Annotated in this window: 17 protein-coding genes; 6 read left to right on the top strand and 11 right to left on the bottom strand. The window is 68.6% G+C overall.

The annotated features are described in order from the left end of the window. Window positions 1–190 precede the first annotated feature (190 nt). Window positions 191–2,665, top strand: coding sequence for a phosphoketolase family protein (locus NTM_RS20265; protein ID WP_163767369.1), 2,475 nt, complete (start codon window positions 191–193; stop codon window positions 2,663–2,665). Window positions 2,666–2,686: 21 nt separating this feature from the next. Then, the gene (locus NTM_RS20260) at window positions 2,687–3,448 is read left to right on the top strand and encodes a CPBP family intramembrane glutamic endopeptidase (RefSeq protein ID WP_163767367.1); all 762 of its coding nucleotides are present in this window, start codon (window positions 2,687–2,689) and stop codon (window positions 3,446–3,448) included. On the opposite strand, the gene NTM_RS20255 is transcribed toward NTM_RS20260, so the two are convergent. Further along, window positions 3,399–4,028, bottom strand: a complete 630-nt coding sequence (locus NTM_RS20255; protein ID WP_163767365.1) for a CGNR zinc finger domain-containing protein — start codon at window positions 4,026–4,028, stop codon at window positions 3,399–3,401. The genes NTM_RS20260 and NTM_RS20255 overlap by 50 nt on opposite strands. A gap of 93 nt (window positions 4,029–4,121) precedes the next feature. Here NTM_RS20255 and NTM_RS20250 point away from each other — a divergent pair, with 93 nt between their 5' ends. Next, window positions 4,122–4,520 (top strand): hypothetical protein, encoded by a 399-nt coding sequence (locus tag NTM_RS20250; protein ID WP_232079775.1) that lies wholly within the window; start codon window positions 4,122–4,124, stop codon window positions 4,518–4,520. An 18-nt stretch (window positions 4,521–4,538) separates the two neighbouring features. On the opposite strand, the gene NTM_RS20245 is transcribed toward NTM_RS20250, so the two are convergent. The 3 genes from NTM_RS20245 to NTM_RS20235 all read right to left on the bottom strand — a co-directional run bounded on the left by NTM_RS20245 (window position 4,539) and on the right by NTM_RS20235 (window position 7,032). Next, window positions 4,539–5,537, bottom strand: a complete 999-nt coding sequence (locus tag NTM_RS20245; RefSeq protein ID WP_163767361.1) for a zinc-binding alcohol dehydrogenase family protein — start codon at window positions 5,535–5,537, stop codon at window positions 4,539–4,541. A gap of 8 nt (window positions 5,538–5,545) precedes the next feature. Continuing rightward, complete coding sequence (locus tag NTM_RS20240; RefSeq protein WP_104861543.1) at window positions 5,546–5,848, bottom strand: GlsB/YeaQ/YmgE family stress response membrane protein; 303 nt, start codon at window positions 5,846–5,848, stop codon at window positions 5,546–5,548. 131 nt (window positions 5,849–5,979) lie between these two features. Beyond that, window positions 5,980–7,032 carry an APA family fibronectin-binding glycoprotein gene (locus NTM_RS20235; protein WP_163767360.1) on the bottom strand — a complete coding sequence of 351 codons (1,053 nt, stop codon included), beginning with the start codon at window positions 7,030–7,032 and terminating at the stop codon, window positions 5,980–5,982. A gap of 314 nt (window positions 7,033–7,346) precedes the next feature. Between NTM_RS20235 and NTM_RS20230 the strand changes: the two genes are divergently transcribed. From NTM_RS20230 to NTM_RS20220, 3 genes are all read left to right on the top strand, one after another. Then, window positions 7,347–8,018, top strand: coding sequence for an SDR family oxidoreductase (locus NTM_RS20230; protein ID WP_163767357.1), 672 nt, complete (start codon window positions 7,347–7,349; stop codon window positions 8,016–8,018). Window positions 8,019–8,093: 75 nt separating this feature from the next. Beyond that, window positions 8,094–9,023, top strand: coding sequence for an LLM class F420-dependent oxidoreductase (locus tag NTM_RS20225; RefSeq protein WP_163767355.1), 930 nt, complete (start codon window positions 8,094–8,096; stop codon window positions 9,021–9,023). A 146-nt stretch (window positions 9,024–9,169) separates the two neighbouring features. Beyond that, window positions 9,170–10,543 carry a type II NADH:quinone oxidoreductase Ndh gene (locus NTM_RS20220; protein ID WP_104861215.1) on the top strand — a complete coding sequence of 458 codons (1,374 nt, stop codon included), beginning with the start codon at window positions 9,170–9,172 and terminating at the stop codon, window positions 10,541–10,543. Here NTM_RS20220 and NTM_RS20215 read toward each other — a convergent pair. The 7 genes from NTM_RS20215 to NTM_RS20185 form a co-directional block, all read right to left on the bottom strand. Then, window positions 10,540–11,526, bottom strand: coding sequence for an IS481 family transposase (locus NTM_RS20215; protein ID WP_163767354.1), 987 nt, complete (start codon window positions 11,524–11,526; stop codon window positions 10,540–10,542). The genes NTM_RS20220 and NTM_RS20215 overlap by 4 nt on opposite strands. Before the next feature lie 118 nt (window positions 11,527–11,644). After that, complete coding sequence (locus tag NTM_RS20210) at window positions 11,645–12,271, bottom strand: urease accessory protein UreD (protein ID WP_104861216.1); 627 nt, start codon at window positions 12,269–12,271, stop codon at window positions 11,645–11,647. Then, a complete protein-coding gene (ureG, locus tag NTM_RS20205; RefSeq protein WP_104861217.1) occupies window positions 12,271–12,951 on the bottom strand; it encodes an urease accessory protein UreG in 681 nt (226 codons plus the stop codon). The genes NTM_RS20210 and ureG overlap by 1 nt, the downstream gene beginning before the upstream one ends. Window positions 12,952–12,963: 12 nt before the next feature. Continuing rightward, window positions 12,964–13,608, bottom strand: a complete 645-nt coding sequence (locus tag NTM_RS20200; RefSeq protein ID WP_104861218.1) for an urease accessory protein UreF — start codon at window positions 13,606–13,608, stop codon at window positions 12,964–12,966. A gap of 17 nt (window positions 13,609–13,625) precedes the next feature. After that, window positions 13,626–15,347, bottom strand: a complete 1,722-nt coding sequence (locus NTM_RS20195; RefSeq protein ID WP_163767352.1) for an urease subunit alpha — start codon at window positions 15,345–15,347, stop codon at window positions 13,626–13,628. Further along, a complete protein-coding gene (locus NTM_RS20190) occupies window positions 15,344–15,661 on the bottom strand; it encodes an urease subunit beta (RefSeq protein ID WP_163767350.1) in 318 nt (105 codons plus the stop codon). The genes NTM_RS20195 and NTM_RS20190 overlap by 4 nt, the downstream gene beginning before the upstream one ends. A gap of 10 nt (window positions 15,662–15,671) precedes the next feature. Continuing rightward, complete coding sequence (locus tag NTM_RS20185; protein WP_104861221.1) at window positions 15,672–15,974, bottom strand: urease subunit gamma; 303 nt, start codon at window positions 15,972–15,974, stop codon at window positions 15,672–15,674. Window positions 15,975–15,984 lie beyond the last annotated feature (10 nt).

Below are 15,984 nucleotides of genomic sequence, written 5' to 3'. Positions count from 1 at the left end.
TCACGGCGGGCGTGGCCTTGTCGACGGGAGGCATTGCGTCCCTGGCCGATTCGGCCACACCGGTGCGGCGGGCCGGCTCATCGCGTAACGGGCGTTCTCGGACATCGACCGCCTGGGGACGCACCGAAGATTAACCTGCCGGCTTGCGGGTACGGGTTGACCGCACCCACAAGCGGAGTTGGATGGAGAGATGACGACCACGACCACGACCGCGACCACGCAACGCAATCCGCTCAGCGACGCGGAGCTCGACCGCGTGGACCGGTGGTGGCGCGCCGCCAACTACCTGTCGGTGGGCCAGATCTATCTACTGGACAACCCCCTGCTGCGGACCCCGCTGACCCGTGATGACGTCAAACCCCGACTGCTGGGCCACTGGGGCACCACGCCCGGTCTGAACTTCCTCTACGCCCACCTCAACCGCGCCATCAAGGAGCGCGAGCAGTCGACGATCTACGTGACCGGCCCCGGGCACGGCGGACCGGGTCTGGTGGCCAACGCGTATCTGGACGGCACGTACAGCGAGATCTACTCCGACATCACCCAGGACACCGAGGGTCTGCGCCGGCTGTTCCGGCAGTTCTCCTTCCCCGGGGGCATCCCGTCGCACGTCGCCCCCGAGACACCCGGCTCGATCCACGAGGGCGGCGAACTCGGCTATGCGCTGTCGCATGCGTACGGCGCCGCGTTCGACAACCCGGATCTGCTCGTCGCGGCCGTCGTCGGCGACGGCGAGGCCGAGACCGGGCCACTGGCCACCAGCTGGCACTCCAACAAGCTCGTCAACCCGGCCAAGGACGGCGTGGTGCTGCCGATCCTGCACCTCAACGGCTACAAGATCGCCAACCCGACGGTGCTGGCCCGCATCCCCACCGACGAACTCCGCAGCCTGATGGTCGGATACGGGCACAATCCGCACTTCTTCGAGGTCCCCGACGACGCCTCGGCGTCCGATCACGCTGACGCGCACCGCCGCTTCGCGGCGCTGCTCGACGACGTGCTGGACGAGATCGCGGCGATCAAGGCCCGCGCCACCGACGGCGACGAATCGCGGCCCGCCTGGCCGATGATCGTGTTCCGCACCCCGAAGGGCTGGACCGGGCCCGCCTACATCGACGGCAAGAAGACGACCGGTTCATGGCGGGCACACCAGGTGCCGCTGTCGAATGCCCGCGACACCGCCGAGCACCTCGGCGTGCTCGCCGACTGGCTGACCTCCTACCGCCCCGACGAACTGTTCGACGAAGACGGCGCACTGCTGCGCGACATCGCCGAGCTCGCCCCGCCCGGGACGCTGCGGATGAGCGACAACCCGCACGCCAACGGCGGCCTGCTGCTCAAAGACCTGCGGCTGCCGGACTTCCGGACGTTCGGCGTCGACGTGCCTGCCCCCGGCGCCAGCGTCGCCGAGGCCACCCGCGTGCTCGGGCAGTGGCTGACCGAGGTGATCAGGCTCAATCCGGACAACTTCCGCATCTTCGGGCCGGATGAGACCGCGTCGAACCGGCTCCAGGCCGTCTACGAGGCCACCGACAAACAGTGGGACGCCGAGTTCGTCGGGCCGGAGGTCGACGAGCACCTTGCCCGGGTCGGTCGGGTCGTGGAGATGCTCTCGGAGCACCAGTGTCAGGGCTGGCTGGAGGGCTACCTGCTGACCGGCAGGCACGGCCTGTTCAACTGCTACGAGGCGTTCATCCACATCATCGATTCGATGTTCAACCAGCACGCGAAGTGGCTCAAGGTCACCGACGAGATCCCGTGGCGACGGCCCATCGCGAGCCTGAACTACCTGCTGTCCAGTCACGTCTGGCGCCAGGACCACAACGGCTTCTCCCATCAGGACCCCGGTTTCATCGACCACGTCGTCAACAAGAGCGCCAAGGTGGTGCGGGTCTACCTGCCGCCGGACGCGAACACGCTGCTGTCCACCTACGACCACTGCCTGCGGTCGCGCCAGTACGTCAACGTCGTCGTGGCGGGCAAACAGCCGTCACCGCAGTTCCTGACCATGGAGCAGGCGGTCGCGCACTGCACCCGCGGGCTCGGCATCTGGGAGTGGGCGGGTTCTGAGGTCGTCGGCACCGACCCCGACGTGGTGCTCGCGTCGGCCGGCGACATCCCGACACTGGAGGCACTGGCGGCCGCCGACATCCTGCGGCAGCATCTGCCCGACCTGAAGGTCCGGTTCGTCAATGTGGTCGACCTGATGCGGTTGCAGGACGCGACCGAGCATCCGCACGGTCTGTCCGACCGCGACTTCGACATGATCTTCACCACCGACCGGCCGATCGTGTTCGCCTACCACGGCTACCCCTGGCTGATCCACCGGCTGACCTACCGCCGGGCCGGACACGACAATCTGCATGTGCGCGGCTACAAGGAGGAAGGCACCACCACGACACCGTTCGACATGGTGATGCTCAACGACCTCGACCGCTACCACCTGGTCATGGATGTGATCGATCGGGTGCCGACGCTCGGATCCCGATGCGCGACGCTGCGCCAGCAGATGGCCGACAAACGGATCGCCGCGCGTGAGTACACGCGTGCCCACGGAGACGACATCCCCGAGGTGAAGGACTGGGTGTGGCCGGCCGCGCGCGAGTCCGGTTTCGGCACCGCGAGCGCTGACGGCGCGTCCGCGACCGGCGGTGACAACGAATAGTCCGGGTACGCTGGTGCGGAAATGTCTGACGTCGCCTCCGCCGCCGTGGAACCGCATCCCGTGCTGGCCCAGCTGTCCGCGTTGCACCACTTCCGGATCTATGTGGACATCGCGATCGTCGTCGTGGTCCTCGCGCTGTCGAATCTGCTCGCGCACTTCACCACGCCGTGGGCCAACGTCGCCGTGATCCCGGCCGCCGCGGTCGGGCTGGTGTTCCTGGTGCGCTCACGCGGTCTCGGCTGGTCCGAGCTCGGACTGGGCCGGGAGCACTGGAAGTCGGGCGCCGGTTACGCGCTGGGCGCGGTCGCGTTGGTGGGCACCGTCATCGCGGTCGGCGCGCTGCTGCCGTGGACGCGGCCGATGTTCCTGAACAACAACTACGCGACGCTGTCCGGCGCGCTGGTCGCGTCGATGATCATCATCCCGCTGCAGACCGTGATCCCCGAGGAGCTCGCGTTCCGCGGGGTGCTGCACGGCGCATTGGACCGGGCGTGGGGCTGGCGCGGCGTCGCGGCAGCGGGATCGCTGCTGTTCGGTATGTGGCACATCGCGACCTCGCTGGGGCTGACGGCCAGCAATGTCGGCTTCACCAAGATCCTGGGCGGCGGGGTGTTCGGCATGGTGGCCGGCGTGGTCGGCGCGGTGATCGCGACCGCGGCGGCCGGGTTCGTGTTCTCCTGGCTGCGCCGCCGCAGCGGCAGCCTGATCGCCCCGATCGCGTTGCACTGGTCGCTCAACGGGCTCGGTGCGCTGGCGGCCGCGCTGGTCTGGCATCTGTCCTGACGGTTTTCGCCGCCCGCTTACGCGCCCGGAACTCCCGGTTCTTGACCTTGTTGCCGCACGCCCCCATATCGCACCAGGCGCCGCCGCGATTGCGGGACGTGTCGTAGAACGCCCACCGGCATTCGTCGCTGCGGCACGCCTTGAGCCGTGACCACGTGCCGTCACGCTGGGCGTCACGCACGGTGATCAGCAGGCCGGCGAGCCGGCTCACGACGTCGTCACCGTCAACGGTCATCCCCACCGATCCGTCCGCGGAGACCGTGGGTCGGATCCTCGCCGCCGCGGCGATACGGACCAGCGGCGCGAGCGTCCCAGGCGCCGGAACGGATCCACCGCCGTTGTGCACCAGCATCGCCCGCAGCGCCTCCCGGGCTTGGGCCACCAGGGTCAGATCGGACGGCGTCAGGTCTGCGGACGCACCGAGCAGTCCGTGGCCGAGCAGCCACGGGCGCGCGTCGGCGGGGTCGGCGAGGCGGTCGGCGCCATCGGGCCGTTCGACGGTGTTGACCAGCTCCTGGACACACCGTAGCGACCCGGGGGCGGGCTTGCCCTCGTCGTCGCCTGGCCAGTGCGGCGCCACACGCCCAGGCTAGCACTGATGACCATCAAACGGCATTGACTGGTCATGCGTGACCGCTATAGCGTGTTCGGCAGTCATTGAATGGAGATGAGGATGCTGTTCGCCCGTCTCGACGCCCGGCTGCGCCCCGGGGTCTACGACCGGCAACTCTCGGTGGGCGTCGCACCCGCGCCGGGGAGCCCACTGTCAGCCCACCGAGCCCGGCTCACCTCTGCGGCCGAGCGGACCGCGATCGCCCGCGCCCTGCGCCGCTGTGTACACGATGCACGCGAAGGCACCTCGGCATCGCGGATCCCGGTCCACGTCGCGAACGTCGTCGCGGCCGAAGGCTTGATCGAGCGGATCGTCGGCCGGCTGCTGGCCCCGCATCCGGTCGGCGATCGAGGCGTCGCGCGACTGCGCCTCGTCCTGGCCGACGGCTCCGGGCCGCTCTACCGGGGCGGTCGCGGCGATCTGGCGGGCCGGTTGGGCGCGGCGCTGGCGGCGCTGTGACTCAGTCGATGCTGTGGCTCAGACGATCAGCACCCCGGCACCGGAGATGCGTCCGGCGCTGAGGTCGCGCAACGCGTCGTCGGCGCGGTCGAGTGGATAGGGCGCCGTGGTGACCTGCAGGCGGCTCTCGCCCGCGAAGCGCAGGAAAGCATGTGCGTCGGCGCGCGTGTTCGACGTGACCGAACGAAGCTGCCGTTCCTGGAACAGATGGCGTTGATAGTTCAGCACCGGGATGTCGCTGAGATGGATTCCGGCCACCGCGAGGGTGCCGCCGCGGTCCAGCGCCTCCAGGGCAGGCAGGACCAGGTCGCCGACGGGCGCGAACAGGATGGCCGAATCCAGCGGTACCGGCGGCGGGTCGGCGGCGCCCTGCGCCGAGGCGGCACCCAACGACAGCGCGAGCTCGCGAGCCCGTTCGCCGCGCGTCATCACGTGCACCTCGGCACCTGAGGCCAGCGCCACCTGTGCGGTCAGGTGGGCGCTACCACCGAAACCGTAGATCCCGAGCCGGCCGCCGGGCGGCACGTCGGCACGCATCAGGGCCCGGTATCCGATGATTCCGGCGCACAACAGAGGCGCGAGTTCGGCGTCGGTGTACCCGCTCGGCAGCGGCAGCGCGAACGCTGCGGGAACCGTCGCGAATTCGGCGTAGCCGCCGTCGGAGTCCCATCCGGTGTAGCGGGACTCCGGGCAGAGGTTCTCCTGGCCGCGCGCGCAGTACCGGCAAACGCCGCAGGTGTGCCGCAGCCACGCGATACCGACCCGGTCACCGGCGGTGAAGGCGTCCACCCCGTCGCCGACGCGCACGACCTCCCCGACGACTTCGTGCCCGGGGACCACATCGCGCCGGTGCACCGGCAGATCACCCTCGGCGACGTGCAGATCGGTGCGGCACACACCGCACGCCTGCACCGCGACCAGCAATTCCCCCGGCCCGGGTTCCGGCACCGGCGCCGTGACCTGCACCAGCGGCGCCGTCGCGACCGGCCCGGGCCTGCGGACCTGCCACGCCCGCATCGCGGGGCTCAGGATCTCGCCTGCACCTTACCGACGATCCAGAGCAGGATCACCGAGCCGAGAATCGCGGTGAACAGCGTGAACCACCAGCCGCCGCCCGCGGTGTCGACGAAGAAGCTCAGCAGGAAACCACCGATCAGCGCACCGACGATGCCGATGACGATGTTCATCAGGATCCCGGAGCCCGACCCCTTGACGATCTTGCCGGCGATCCAGCCCGCGATCGCGCCGATGATGATGTAGCCGATCCAGCCGACGCTGGTCAGCGTCGTCGACCGGGCCAGGATCTCACTCGCCGCAACCACGTCTATCTGCGCGTCCATCTCGGTCTCCTACCTGTCGCCAGCCCAGCCCAGGTGCGGTCGCATCCGGGCCCATGGTGCAGGTATACCGCTTGTCGATAACGATTCGGTCCTACCAACGGTCGCCGAATCGGACACGATCACGCGGGAGGCAACATCCCCGGAGCGGTGTTCGGGTCGACCGGGACCGGGACACCCACGGCGGGCCGCGGCGCCGGAGCATTCGGGTCCGCCGGCGGAGCGTTCGGGTCGGCCGGCGGCAGCGGCGCATTCGGATCCGCCGGGGCCGGCGGAGGCGGCGGGGCCCACGGCCGGATGGAGTTGGCCAGCGTCACGGCCTCGGCCTGCGGCACCGGGTTGGTAGCCGTACCGAGCCACACCACGAACCACCGCTCCGGGGTGCGCTGGCCCCGCGGCGTTCCGGGAGCCACCGGCGTGCCGACCACACCGGCCCAGATCTGGCCGTTGGGCTTGTTCGTGTCGGTGAACTTCACCTCGTAGTACGACGCGACACCGTTGTTCTCCAGCGGAACGACCTGCTGGTTGATCCGCGTGCCGGGGAACGGCATGAAGAACTCGCCCATGTCGGAGGCGAGCCGCTGCGCGGCCTTGGTGTTGTCGCTCTCCGCACCGGCGAAGAGTTTCAGGTCGAGCCGGCCGAGCAGCACGCTCGTGTCGTTCGGCGGCTGCGCGTCCGGCGGCGATCCCTCCGGCGGAAGCTTCGACAGCAGCGCCTGGCCGTAAGACAACTGCGTGGCGTCCGAGACCTTCCACCCGGCGGGGACCACATAGCTGAACCCGCCGGCGGCATTGTCGACGCGACCGGGCTCCGGCGCAGGCGCGGCAGGAGCGTTGGGGTCCGCGTTCGGGTCCGCGGGCGCCGGCGCGTTGGGGTCTGCGGGGGCGGGCGCCGGCGCGTTCGGGTCCGCGGGCGCGGGCGCCGGTGCGTTCGGGTCAGTCGGCGCCGGAGCCGGCGCGGGGGCATTCGGATCGACGGGCGGCGGAGCCTGCGGTGTCTCGACCGCCGGCGGGGCGGGCGCCGGGGTCGGCGTCGGTGCTGGCTGAGCGTGCGCGACTGCGGGCAGCGTCAACGCCGCCGCCAGTGCGGCGGTCGTGGCTCCCGTCAGAACTGAACGTCGAAACGACGTCGGCGCGCCGTTGCGGCGGCGAGAAGACACATCCGGCTGATCCATGGGGAAGAAACTACCGTGTTGCAGCCGTGACGCAAGTGCGGGGTGGTCAAATTGTGCCGAATCGTTACATTGCCATGAGGTGAATAACCAATGATCATTGATGGTTATTCGATTTGCTGACATGGCTCACCGCCCGCGCGCCGCGCGGGGGTGAGTTGGTCGCGGTGATCCGATTGTGACGTCCTGCCCGTTATTCGGCCTCCGCCGCACCACCGTTACGCGGTCGCGGCGAGCCGGGTTTCTGATCTAGCTACTGTCCAGTAACATCATCGGCACTCGCTGGTTCAGCGTCGAACGCAACAGGAGGGCTCGGAATGGACGTGCTTGTCACAGGATGCGACACCGATCTGGGACGCACGATCGCACAGAGCTTCCACGACGCCGGGCACAAGGTGTACGTCAGCGGCCGCAGGCGTGACGAGCTCGAGATCCTCGCCAAGGAACTCGACACCGATGTGTTCGTGTTCGACAGCGCCGATGCGGCTTCGGTCGCGGCACTGCACGGCCAGGTGCCCGCCCACCTCGACACCATCGTCAACGTGCCGGCGCCGGCATGGACCGGCGGCGACCCCCGCACCTACACGCTCGACGACCATGCCGCCGAGTGGCGTGCGCTGTTCGACGCCGGCCTGGTGTCGCCGGTGCTGACGGTCCAGGTACTCGGCGACCACATGCGCTCGGGCGGCTCCATCATCACGGTGATCCCCGAACCGCCGACCGAGGGCGGGGCCGCATCGGCGGTCAAGGCAGCTGTGTCGGACTGGACCGCCGGTCAGGCCAACCACTTCGGCATCCGTGGGATCACCATCAACGCGGTCGCGGTGGGCCGTGGCTTCGAGCGCGGCTACGAGGGGCTGTCCAGCACTCCGTCGCCGGTCAGCGCCGAGATCTCGCGGCTGTCGCTGTTCCTGACCACCCCGGCGGCCCGGCACATCACCGGCCAGACGTTGCACGTCAGCCACGGAGCGTTGGCGAACTTCGGCTAGCGGGGATTTATTCCGCGCTTCGCGCCGAGTGAAACGCCCGACGGCGTCGGGCCCGGCCTGCCTAGGGTCGAAGATGTGAGCATTCGACTCGGACTCCAGATCAACAACTTCTCCTACGGCACCGGGGTCGCCGACCTCTTCCCCACCGTCGTCAAACAGGCCCAAGAAGCCGACACCTCGGGCTTCGACGCGGTGTTCCTGATGGACCACTTCTACCAACTGCCCGGCATCGGCACGCCCGACGAGCCGATGCTGGAGGCCTACACCGCGCTCGGCGCATTGGCCACCGCCACCGACAACGTGCAACTGGGCACCCTGGTCACCGGGAACACCTACCGGAATCCCACTCTGCTGGCCAAGAACATCACCACGCTCGACGTCATCAGCGCCGGCCGCGCGATCCTGGGCATCGGCACCGGCTGGTTCGAACTCGAGCACGACCAACTCGGTTACGAGTTCGGCACCTTCACCGACCGCTTCAACAAGCTCGACGAGGCACTGCAGATCATCATCCCGATGATCGAGGGCGAGAAGCCGACGTTCACCGGGCGCTACTACCGCGTGCAGGAAGCGATGGCCAATCCCCGCTTCCGCGAACATATTCCGTTGATGATCGGCGGCAGCGGCGAGAAGAAGACCATCCCGCTGGCCGCGCGGCACTTCGACCACCTCAATGTCATCGCCGGCTTCGACGAGCTGCCCCGCAAGATGGACGTGGTCAGGCAGGCCTGCGAGAAGGTCGACCGTGATCCGTCGACCCTGGAGACCAGCATGCTGGTAGGTGCCCTCGTCGGCGACGGGGTGACCGCGGATGCGATCCCCGAGGATTTCCGGCAGCGAATGGTCGCGGGCAGCCCCGAGCAGGTCGCCGAGCAGATCAAGGCCAAGGTGCTCGACGCCGGCGTCGGTGGCGTCATCGTGTTTGTGCCGACCCAGGCCCTCGGTTATCAGCCCGGTCAGATCACCGCACTCGGAGAGGCGCTGAAACCGCTGGTCACCGCGTGACGTCGGAAACGGATGGGGATTTCGGCGGTGGTGCGGGACGTCACCGCACCGACAGGAAGCGCAGCGACTAGGATTTTCGTTGTCCTGAGTGGGTAAGAAACACCCCGAAGTAGGTCTGTTCCCCAGGACCTCGACAAGGAGTTGCAATGAGCCATCCGGGAGCCACTCCAAGCGATCGCCACAAGGTGGTCATCATCGGATCGGGTTTCGGTGGATTGACCGCCGCCAAGGCGCTGAAGCACGCCGACGTCGACATCAAGATGATCGCGCGCACCACCCACCACCTGTTTCAGCCGTTGCTGTACCAGGTCGCGACCGGCATCATCTCGGAGGGCGAGATCGCGCCGGCGACCCGGGTGATCCTGCGCAAGCAGAAGAACGCGCAGGTTCTCCTCGGCGACGTGACGCGGATCGACCTGGAGACCAAGACGGTTCGCTCGGAGCTGCTGGGCCACACCTACATCACCCCGTTCGACAGCCTGATCGTGGCCGCCGGCGCGGGCCAGTCGTACTTCGGCAACGACCACTTCGCCGAATGGGCTCCCGGCATGAAGTCCATCGACGACGCCCTCGAGCTGCGCGGCCGGATCCTGGGCGCCTTCGAACAGGCGGAGCGGTCCAGCGACCCGGCCCGCCGGGAGAAGCTGCTCACCTTCGTCGTCGTCGGCGCGGGGCCGACCGGTGTCGAAATGGCCGGGCAGATCGCCGAATTGGCCGACCACACCCTCAAAGGTGCGTTCCGCCATATCGATTCGACGAAGGCACGGGTGATCCTGCTCGACGCCGCGCCCGCGGTGCTGCCGCCGATGGGTGAGAAGCTCGGCAAGAAGGCGCAGGACCGGCTGGAGAAGATGGGCGTGGAGATCCAGCTCAACGCCATGGTCACCGACGTCGACCGCAACGGCATCACGGTCAAGGACCCCGACGGCACCATGCGGCGTATCGAAGCCGCATGCAAGGTGTGGTCGGCCGGCGTTTCGGCCAGCCCGCTCGGCCGCGACCTCGCCGACCAGTCCGGCGTCGAACTCGACCGTGCCGGACGCGTGAAAGTCCTTCCCGATCTGTCGATCCCGGGTCATCCCAACGTCTTCGTGGTCGGTGACATGGCGGCCGTCGAAGGTGTGCCAGGGATGGCACAAGGTGCGATCCAGGGCGGCCGCTATGCCGCGAAGGCGATCGCTGCCGGTCTCAAGGGCGCCGACCCCGAGGAGCGGGAACCGTTCAAGTACTTCGACAAGGGCTCGATGGCCACGGTGTCGCGGTTCAGCGCCGTCGCCAAGATCGGGCCGCTGGAGTTCGGCGGGTTCATCGCATGGCTGTCGTGGCTGGTGCTGCACCTGGTGTATCTGGTCGGCTTCAAGACCAAGATCGTCACGCTGCTGTCGTGGACGGTCACGTTCCTGTCGACCAAGCGCGGTCAGCTGACCATCACCGAACAGCAGGCCTACGCGCGAATACGTATCGAGGAGCTCGAGGAGATCGCGGCCTCGGTCCAGGAATCGGAGAAAGCCGCGAGCTAGCTGTATTGACCTGAGAGGTTAGGGACGCGGGCGGCGGGTGGTTGGCCGCCGAGTGCGGTGTGGCCGCGGTGGTAATTGTAGTGGTGGAGCCATCGGGAGTACTCGTCGCAGCGTTCGGCGTCGCTGGTGTAGAGCCGGGCATAGGCCCATTCGTCGGCCAGAGTGCGGTGGAAGCGTTCGACCTTGCCATTGGTTTGTGGCCGGTAGGGACGCGTTCGGCGGTGCTCGATGTTGCCGAGCGCGTCACGGAAGGCATGAGAGCGATAGCAGGAACCGTTGTCGGTCAACACTTTTCGAACTATGATGCCCCGTTCGGCGAACCAGGCATTGGCGCGGTTCCAGAACGCGGCTGCGGTCTCTTTGCGTTCGTCGGTGAGCAGTTCACTGTAGGCAAGCCGAGAATGGCCGTCGATGGCGGTGTGCAGGAAGTGATAGCCGCGCACGAGCCGGCGATTGCGGTGCTGTCCCGGTTGCCTGCTGGACTGGGAGTTGCGGTTACCGATGCTGCGTCCCTGCATCCGCCAGCCACCGCCGTCAGGCACTTTGCCGACTTTCTTGACATCAACGTGGACCAGTTCGCCGACTGAAGCCGTTTCGATACGACGCACGACTTGGCCAGTTGAGCGGTCCAGCCAGCGCAGCCTGGCCACACCGTAACGGGCCAGCACCCGGTGCACCGTTGAGGGATGAATACCCAGCAGGTAACCGATGCGGGCTGGGCCCCACCTGCGCGTGACCCGGACTTTGATGATCCGTCGCTCGGTTCGGGTCGGCGTCCGGTGCGGGCTGCGGTGCGGCCGTGAGCTGCGATCGGCCATGCCGGTCGGTCCCAGTTCGCGATACCGGTTGGCCCACCGTTGGGCAGTGGTGACCGCGACGTGAAAGCGCTCAGCGGCCCGCCGCAGCGTCCAGCCGTCCTCGACAACACAACGGGCAAGGCGCAGACGGCCGGTTTCTGACAAGGGGGCATTACGGTGGGACACGAAGACCTCCGAAGTGAATGGCGTTCCTAGACAGCTCGCACTTCACTCGGAGGTCTTCTTCATGTCACCACGCCACGCCGTACCTAACGTCCGTGGTCAATACAGCTAGCTGTCGCGGTCAGAGCCTGTCGCCCTGCCAGGTCGACAGGCTGCCACCGCCTGCCAGCATCAGCGGCGTGCCGAGCGGCGCGGGATCGGTTCGCGGATAGGTCAGTTCGCTGACGCATGCGCGCGGCGCGGCGATCGCGTCGTCGCCCGGTGTACCCTCCCCCAGCTCGACGCGGTGACGCAGCAGCGGCGCGCCGTCGACATCGGCGTGCAGTGAGCCCGACCAGAAGCCCTGCGTCTCACCGGTTCTGCCGATCTGGACTCGCTCGCGCAGCCGCAGTGCGCCGTCGGCCCCGAGCCTAACGCGGGTCGCCGCGAAATGCCGGGACGCGGCCGCGACGATCGTCGGCTCCGGGTCGAGATCGAGTTCACCGGCCACCTCCAGCACCCAGTCGGCGTGCGATTCCGCGGTGGCCCGACCCGGCAGCGCCAGCGTCGCGGCAACGCTGCGCACCCGCAGCCGCGCGCCCGGTTCCACGACGACCCGAATCGAGATCGTGTCGCCACCCAGCGGCGTCGCGACCGATGACACCAGGTGCACGGTGTCGACTCGGGTGGCGCGGGCGGCGATCCCTCCGCTGCACTCGATACGCGGCGAGCGGCCCGCGGTGGCGACGATGACGACCTCGGAGCGCATCACACGGTCTGCGCGGCGCTGAGCTGGTCGCGCACCCAGCCCAGGACCGGCGTCGCGGCAGGATCGACGGTGAGCGAGATCAGCTCGAACGGCCGGTCACCGCGCACCGCGGCGGCGTCGCGGCGCATCACGTCCAGATCAGCACCCACCAGCGGAGCCAGGTCGGTCTTGTTGATCACCAGCAGGTCCGAGAATGTGACGCCGGGTCCGCCCTTGCGCGGCACCTTGTCGCCGCCGGCGACGTCGATCACGAAGATCTGCACGTCCACCAGTCCCGACGAGAACGTCGCCGTCAGGTTGTCCCCACCGGACTCGACGAGGATCAACTCCAGGCCCGAGTGCGCGGCGATCAGATCGTCGATCGCATCCAGGTTCGCGGTGATGTCGTCGCGGATCGCGGTGTGCGGACACCCACCTGTCTGCACGGCGGCGATACGGTCGTCGGGCAGCACGGCGTTGCGGCGCAGGAAGTCCGCGTCCTCGGTGGTGTAGATGTCGTTGGTCAGCACCGCCAGCGAGAGTTCTTCGCGCAGCTGCCGACACAGCGCGGCGACCAGAGCGGTCTTGCCGGAGCCGACGGGTCCGCCGACACCGATACGCAACGGCTCGTCCGGCTTGCGAACGCGACGGGGCCGATCGGCGTGGCCGTGCGGTTGCCCGTCCAGGAAATGCGGTGGCATGAATTGCCCTCTCTAGGAAGCGAACAGAGGTCGTTCGCGGTCGGCGTGGCGCTGCGCGAGCACATCGAGCAGTGGATCGGACAAGTCGGCGACACCCTTCGCGGCGTCGGACGCGGTCTGCTCGCACAACCCCGCCAACTCGAACGTCACGGCCGCCACGTCACCGGGGTCGAGCGCCAGCAGTCGCTGCGCGGCGGTCGCCGAGCCCGTCATCGTGGTGTACACCAGCGAGACCGCGGTGTGCTCGGGTTCCAGTCCGCCGGCCCGCCCGACCGCGCCTGCCGCGACCGCGAGGTGCGGGGTCGCCCCCAAAGCGGCCCAGTCGCGGTCCGGCCACACGCGCCGGGCCAGCCGCACCAGACCGCGGCCCTGCGCGCGAGACGCCTCGCGGGCAGCCGGAGCCGGTGTGCGCGCATCGGTCTCCAGGTCACCGTCCTGCCCGGCGGCCGCGGACAGCGTGCCGCGGTGTACGGCCGCGGCCAGCGACGCGGTGACCAACCCGGCGGTGCGGATCCGTCGGCACAGGAAGGCGCGCAGCGTCTCCAGGTCGACCACCAGCCCACTGCTGACCGCTTCCTCGACCCCACCGGAGTGCACGTGGCCGCCGGTCGGGAGCCGGGAATCCGACAGGGTCAGCAGGGTGGTGAGGTGCGGCATCGGTGAACGGGTTTCGGCTAGAACAGGAAGTATCGCTGCGCCATCGGCAGTTCGGCGGCGGGCTGCTCCTGCCACACCTCGCCGTCGATGCGCACGGTGAAGGTGTCCGGATCCACCTGGATGTCCGGCGTCGCGTCGTTGAGCGGCATCTGCGCCTTACCGACGCCGCGCACGTTACCGACCGCGACCAGCTTGCGGTTGACCGCGATTCGATCGGCCAACCCGTCCTCGATCGCCTGCGGCGCAACGAAATGCACGGACGTGCTCGCCGCCGCGGCGGGCGCGGCCCCGAACATCGGACGCGGCAGCACCGGCTGAGGAGTCGGGATCGACGCGTTCGCGTCGCCCATCGCGGCCCACGCGATCATGCCGCCCTTGACGACGACATGCGGGCGCACCCCGAAGAACGCCGGCTCCCACAGCACGAGGTCAGCGAGCTTGCCGACCTCGACCGACCCGATCTCGCGGTCGAGGCCGTGGGCGACGGCCGGGCAGATCGTGTACTTCGCGACGTAGCGCTGGGCGCGGGTGTTGTCGGCGCGGGTGTCCCCCGGCAGGAATCCGCGGCGGCGCTTCATCACGTGCGCGGTCTGCCAGGTCCGCATCACCACCTCGCCGATGCGGCCCATCGCCTGTGCGTCGCTGCCGATCATCGAGATCGCGCCGATGTCGTGCAGAAGGTCCTCGGCGGCGATCGTGGACGGCCGGATCCGGCTCTCGGCGAACGCGAGATCCTCCGGTACGCGGGGGTTGAGATGGTGGCACACCATCAACATGTCGAGGTGCTCGTCGAGGGTGTTGACCGTATGCGGCCGTGTCGGGTTGGTGGAACTCGGCAGCACGTTGGGATGGCTTGCGACAGTGATGATGTCGGGTGCGTGTCCGCCGCCCGCGCCCTCGGTGTGATACGCGTGGATCGAGCGGCCCTTGATCGCGGCGAGGGTGTCCTCGACGAAGCCGGCCTCGTTGAGCGTGTCGGTGTGGATGTTGACCTGCACGCCGGCGGCCTCCGACACCGTCAGGCAGGCGTCGATCGCGGCCGGGGTTGTCCCCCAGTCCTCGTGCAGCTTGAAACCCGCTGCGCCGCCGCGCAACTGCTCCCACATCGCCTCGCTGCTGACCGTGTTGCCCTTGCCCAGCAGCGCGACGTTCATCGGCCAGGTGTCGAGCGCCTCCAACATGCGGGCCAGATGCCAGGCGCCGGGGGTCACGGTCGTAGCCTTGCTGCCCTCCGCCGGGCCGGTACCGCCGGCGACGATCGTGGTGATGCCGCCGCCGAGGGCCTCCTCCATGATCTGCGGGCAGATCAGGTGCACGTGGCAGTCGATCGCACCCGCGGTGACGATTCGCCCGTTGCCGGCGATGATCTCCGTCGACGGGCCCACCACCAGGTCGGGGTGCACACCGGACATGATGTCGGGGTTGCCGGCCTTACCGATCCCGACGATGCGACCGTCGCGAATACCGATGTCGGCCTTGATGATTCCCCAATGGTCGAGGATCACCGCGCCGGTGATGACGGTGTCGGGGGCGCCGTCGGCGCGGGTCGCGCGCGACTGACCCATCGATTCGCGCAGCACCTTGCCGCCGCCGAAGACCGCTTCGTCGCCGGCCAACCCGGGTCCGCCGCTGCGGTCCTCGGTGATCTCGATGAACAGGTCGGTGTCGGCCAGCCGGATGCGGTCGCCGGTCGTCGGGCCGAACAGCGCCGCGTAGTGGGTCCGGGGCAGCTGCGTCATTTCCGTTCGTCCAATCTGCCGGGCGGATCGAGACTCAGGCCGTGCACCTCACGGGTGCCGCGCAAAGGCACCAGCGCAACGTTCTGCGCCACACCGGGTTCGAACCGGATCGCGGTGCCCGCGGCGATGTCGAACCGGTAGCCGTAGGCCGCCGCCCGATCGAACTGCAGCGCGCTGTTGGCCTGCGCCACGTGCACGTGGCTGCCGACCTGTACCGGACGGTCGCCGGTGTTGACGATCTCCAGCTCGAGCCGCTGCGCGCCGGGGTTGATCTCGATGTCGCCGTCGCCGAAGACGATCTCGCCAGGTATCAACGGTCTGCCCTCATGGGATGGGGTGGTGGACGGTGACGAGCTTGGTGCCGTCGGGGAAGGTGGCCTCGACCTGGACGTCATGCAGCATCTCGGGCACGCCCTCCATGACGTCGTCGCGGCCGAGAACCTCGCGCCCACTGACCATCAACTCCGCGACGGTGCGGCCGTCGCGGGCGCCTTCGAGGATGTGGTCGGTGATGATCGCGACCGCTTCGGGATGGTTGAGCTTGAGCCCGCGGGCCTGGCGGCGGCGGGCGAGCTCGGCGGCATAGGACAGGAGCAGGCGTTCCTGTTCATGCGGTGTCAAACGCATAGTGGGCGAT

The sequence above is a fragment of the Mycolicibacterium parafortuitum genome, from assembly GCF_010725485.1.
Classification (GTDB): Bacteria; Actinomycetota; Actinomycetes; order Mycobacteriales; family Mycobacteriaceae; genus Mycobacterium.
This window is presented reverse-complemented; position numbering and strand designations above follow the sequence as displayed.